We start from the raw sequence: 4,203 nt of genomic DNA, 5'->3' as shown, positions 1-4,203 counted from the left end.
CAGCGCGAGGGCCCGCTTGCCGGGGACGTCCTCGAATTCGAGCCTGATGTTGAGCTTGGCGTAGACGGCCCGCAGCATCTCGCCGCCGACATATTGATCGGGGATGTCGGCGATGCGCGCCAGCCGGATCAGCTCCTGCGCCTGGGTTGGGCCGGCTGCGAGCAACGACAGGCAGGCGATGGCTATCCGCCACATCACGCGTCTCCTTGGTCGTGCATTGCTACCACTGGATTCGGAGGCTCGCGCGATCTACCGGGAGTGGCGCGCCTGCGCGCCGTCTGCAACGACCATCGTTCGCCCGCCATGCAGGCAACTCCGGACTTTAACCGATGTCATTCTAGCACCCGAGGTGATAGTTTGCGCGAGAATCCTGTTGCTGGGCGCAATATATGACCCCGCCGACCTCAAGCCGCCCATGGGCCGACAGGATCACCACGCAGGTCGCGTGAAGGGAAAGTCTCAACGAACGAATTGCTCGCGGCCGCGACCGGCCGGCCGGAGCAGGATGCCGCCATTCCGGGGACGTGGTGCATGGGCAACGCAGGCGACGAGGACTCCAAGCTCAGCCGCGCCGTCGCCCCGGCGGCCGCGAAGCAGGATTTGAGCGGGATCGGCGCTGCGCTTGCGCCGGCGATCGGAGCGTTGCTGTCGCGGATCTTCAATTGGTCGCGCAGCGGCGTCGGGCCGCGCCTCCTGGCCGCCGTGCTGCTGTTCTCCTCGATCGTGACGCTGATGCTGACCGCGCTTCAGCTCTATCTCGACTACGACCGCGAAGTCGGCGTCATCGCAACGCGGCTCGACGAGATCGGCCGCAGCACCACCGGCAGCCTCGGTGAGAGCCTGTGGAATCTCGACCAGAACCAGATCAAGCTCCAGCTCGACGGCATCCTGCGGCTGCCCGACATCCGCGCCGCCGAGGTGCGCGAGATCGCCGATCGTCCCAATCCGATCCGTGTCGCGGTCGGCGAGCCGAACACCCGTTCGATCGTGACGCGCGACTACCCGCTGAACTACTCCGCGCAGGGGGCCGCGCGCACGATCGGCGTGCTCCATGTCGAGGCGACGCTGAGCGAGGTCTATCGGCAATTGCTGAACCGGGCCCTGGTCATCCTGGCAAGCCAGGCGGCGAAGACGTTCGTCGTCTCGCTGTTCATCATCTACATGTTCCATCTCCTGGTGACGCGGCACCTGGTCGCCATCGCCGACTTCGTCAGCAAGTACAGCCTGGCGCGGCCGCCGCCGCCTTTGCACCTGGAGCGCCGGCCGCCCTACGATGCGGACGAACTGGACAAGGTGATCGACGCCTTCAACGCCATGTGCGCCAATCTCGAGCGGGCCTATGGCGAGTTGCGCGAGGCCAATGCGAATCTCGAGCGCGACCTGAAGATCCGCCAGCGCACCGAAGACGACGCGCGCGCGAGCGAGCAGCGCTTCCGCGACTATGCCGAGACCGCGTCCGACTGGTTCTGGGAGACCGGGCCGGATCATCGGTTCACCTACATATCCGAGCGGGCCGGGGCCTTCGGCATGGACCACAAGGCGCTGATCGGCAAGCGCCGCACYGATGCCGCGTTCGACCACGACGCCGAGCCGGAGAAATGGCGCGCGCACTTGGCGGTGCTGGACCGCCACGAGCCGTTCCGGAAGTTCGAGTATCGCGGCCGCGATATGACCGGACGCGTGCGCCATTTCAGCGTCAACGGCCAGCCGGTCTTCGCGGCCGACGGACGCTTCATGGGTTATCGCGGCTCCGCCACCGATCTCACCGAGCAGCACGAGACCGAGGAGCGGCTCCGCCAGTCCCAGAAGATGGACGCGATCGGCCAGCTCACCGGCGGYGTCGCGCACGACTTCAACAACGTGCTCACCGTCATCACCGGCACCATCGAGATCATCCAGGAAGGGCTTGCGGACCGGCCCCAGTTCGCCGCGATCGCGCAGCTGATCGACGATGCGGCCGCGCGCGGCGCCGAGATCACCTCGCAGCTGCTGACCTTCGCGCGCCGTCAGCCGTTGGAGCCGCGCGAGATCGACGTCAACGCCCTCGTGATCGAGACGGCGAAGCTGCTGAAGCCGATCCTGGGCGAGCACATCGAGATCGTGACCCGGCTCGCGGACGACGCCTGGTCCGCGATGGCGGATCCGTCGCAGCTCTCCTCAGCGATCGTCAATCTCGCCGTCAATGCGCGTGATGCGATGCCGGACGGCGGCAGGCTCACGCTCGAGACCGCGAACCGGGAGCTTGACGGCGTGCGTAGCACCGGCGACGGCGACGTCATGCGCGGCGCCTTCGTGATGATTGCGGTGGCCGATACCGGTCACGGCATTCCGGCCGACATCCGCGAGCGCGTGTTCGAGCCGTTCTTCACCACCAAGGGGGTCGGCCGCGGCACCGGGCTCGGGCTGAGCATGGTCTACGGCTTTGCCCGCCAGACCGGCGGCACCGTCGCGATCGAGAGCGAGGAGGGACAAGGCACGGTGATGCGGCTGTTCCTGCCGCGATCGGAGGGCGAGGCGGCAACCAGGACGGCACCGGCTCAGGCGCCCGCGGCGGCGCGCGGGCACGAGACGATCCTCGTGGTCGAGGACGATCCGCTGGTGCAGGGCTATGTCATCGCCCAGCTCGGCGGCCTCGGTTATCGCACGCTCGTGGCCGGCGACGGCGCAGCCGCCCTCGCGCTGGTCGACCAGGGCGCCAATTTCGATCTGCTGTTCACGGATATCATCATGCCCGGCGGCATGAACGGGCGGGAGCTGGCCGAAGCCGTCCGGCTCCGCCGGCCGGGGATGAGGGTGCTCTACACCTCCGGCTATACCGACAACACCATCGTCCACGAAGGGCATCTCGATCCCGGCGTGGCGCTGCTTCAGAAGCCATACCGGAAGTCGGAGCTGTCGCAGAAGATTCGCGAGGTGCTTGCGGGCGAGTCGGCCGCGTGAGCGGCATTCGCCCACGAAAAAGGCGCGGCGGGGAGACCCCCGTCGCGCCCGATTTCTTGCTCGCTGGTCCAGGGCTGAGAGCGCCCCGATGCCAAGCCTTGTTCAGAGCTTAGCGGGCGATCCCAGCGAGGTGACAGCGCTTGAGATAAGACACTGGATCACCTCCTTTCGTTGGTTTCGGGAGACTCAATATAGGGCGAAATCCCCTCGCCGTTAAGGGGCGGGGGTCGGAGGCCGGGAACAAGTCCTCTCGCGAGGCGGGAAAGACCGATCCGGGGCAGTTGAGACCGCCGCTCGGCCGTGTTAGGTGATCGCGAGATGCGGGTGTAGCTCAATGGTAGAGCAGCAGCCTTCCAAGCTGAATACGAGGGTTCGATTCCCTTCACCCGCTCCATTTCCCCGTTGCGAAAATTACCTACGGTTCAATGAGTTGCATTGAGTGCGGACTCCGTCAAGAGTCCGAAAAAGGTTTGCGCCCTTTTTTCTAGGGCGCTCTTCGGGCGCACCGATTTTCCTAAGTCGTTGTAACTTCAGTAGCGCAGTAGATTCGCAGCAAGAAATCAGCAAACAGCTGGGCAGCGTGATGGGGCCGATTGCACTCTTCGACAAGTCATTCGTCGAAATGCTCAACATCGATGAGGCCGCGATCTTCGACTGCCTCTACAGCTCAATCATATGTCCGATATTTTATACGGAGGTTTTGGCTGATCTTTCCAAGGAGCCGCCTGGTCAGCGTTCAGCAGAACGAATAGTCGGCGACGTCGCGAAGAAGACGCCAATAATGCACGCTACTCCGAACATGCTTCACACTGCGATATGTATGGCAGAGCTGGCAGGCAACGCCGTTGAGATGCGCAATGTCCCAGTAAGATCGGGTGGGAAGCCAGTCCGCAGGCCGGACGGAACGGTGGGCGTCATCTATGATCAAGCGCCCGAGGCAAAGGCGTTTGATCGTTGGCAACGTGGTCAGTTCAGAGAAATTGAACGCGATTTTGCATTTGGCTGGCGCAAACAGCTTCTTGAAGCCGACGACGGACTGACGGCGAAATTAACACGCCAAATTCTTGCGATCACGCAAGAACCAAAAAATCTCGCCGAGGCCTTGGCTATAGCCAGACAGGTGCTTCAGGGTGATGGCCAGCGTTTCTGGCTTCTAAGAACGGCATACCTTCTGCTTGGACTCAATCCACGGAATTTCCAGCGCGTTCAGGCGCGATGGGTTGCGGCTGGACGACCACCCCTACACGATTTCGCACCTTATAC

The 4,203-nt window shown here is 63.9% G+C and carries 2 protein-coding genes, 1 tRNA gene and 1 pseudogene; 3 read left to right on the top strand and 1 reads right to left on the bottom strand.

The window, feature by feature from the left end:
- Positions 1–195, bottom strand: a pseudogene (locus AC1D00_RS29815) (substrate-binding periplasmic protein); the annotation flags it as partial.
- A 336-nt stretch (positions 196–531) separates the two neighbouring features.
- Here AC1D00_RS29815 and AC1D00_RS29810 point away from each other — a divergent pair.
- From AC1D00_RS29810 to AC1D00_RS29800, 3 genes are all read left to right on the top strand, one after another.
- A complete protein-coding gene (locus tag AC1D00_RS29810; RefSeq protein WP_477013137.1) occupies positions 532–2,940 on the top strand; it encodes an ATP-binding protein in 2,409 nt (802 codons plus the stop codon).
- Between the two features lie 320 nt (positions 2,941–3,260).
- A tRNA-Gly gene (locus AC1D00_RS29805) sits at positions 3,261–3,334 on the top strand.
- Between the two features lie 186 nt (positions 3,335–3,520).
- The coding region (locus tag AC1D00_RS29800; protein WP_477013136.1) for a hypothetical protein at positions 3,521–4,203 on the top strand (683 nt) is incomplete at its 3' end.

This window comes from Bradyrhizobium sp. P2_E8 (genome assembly GCF_056403875.1).
Note: the sequence above shows the minus strand (reverse complement) of the source record. Positions and strands in the feature narration are given on the sequence as shown.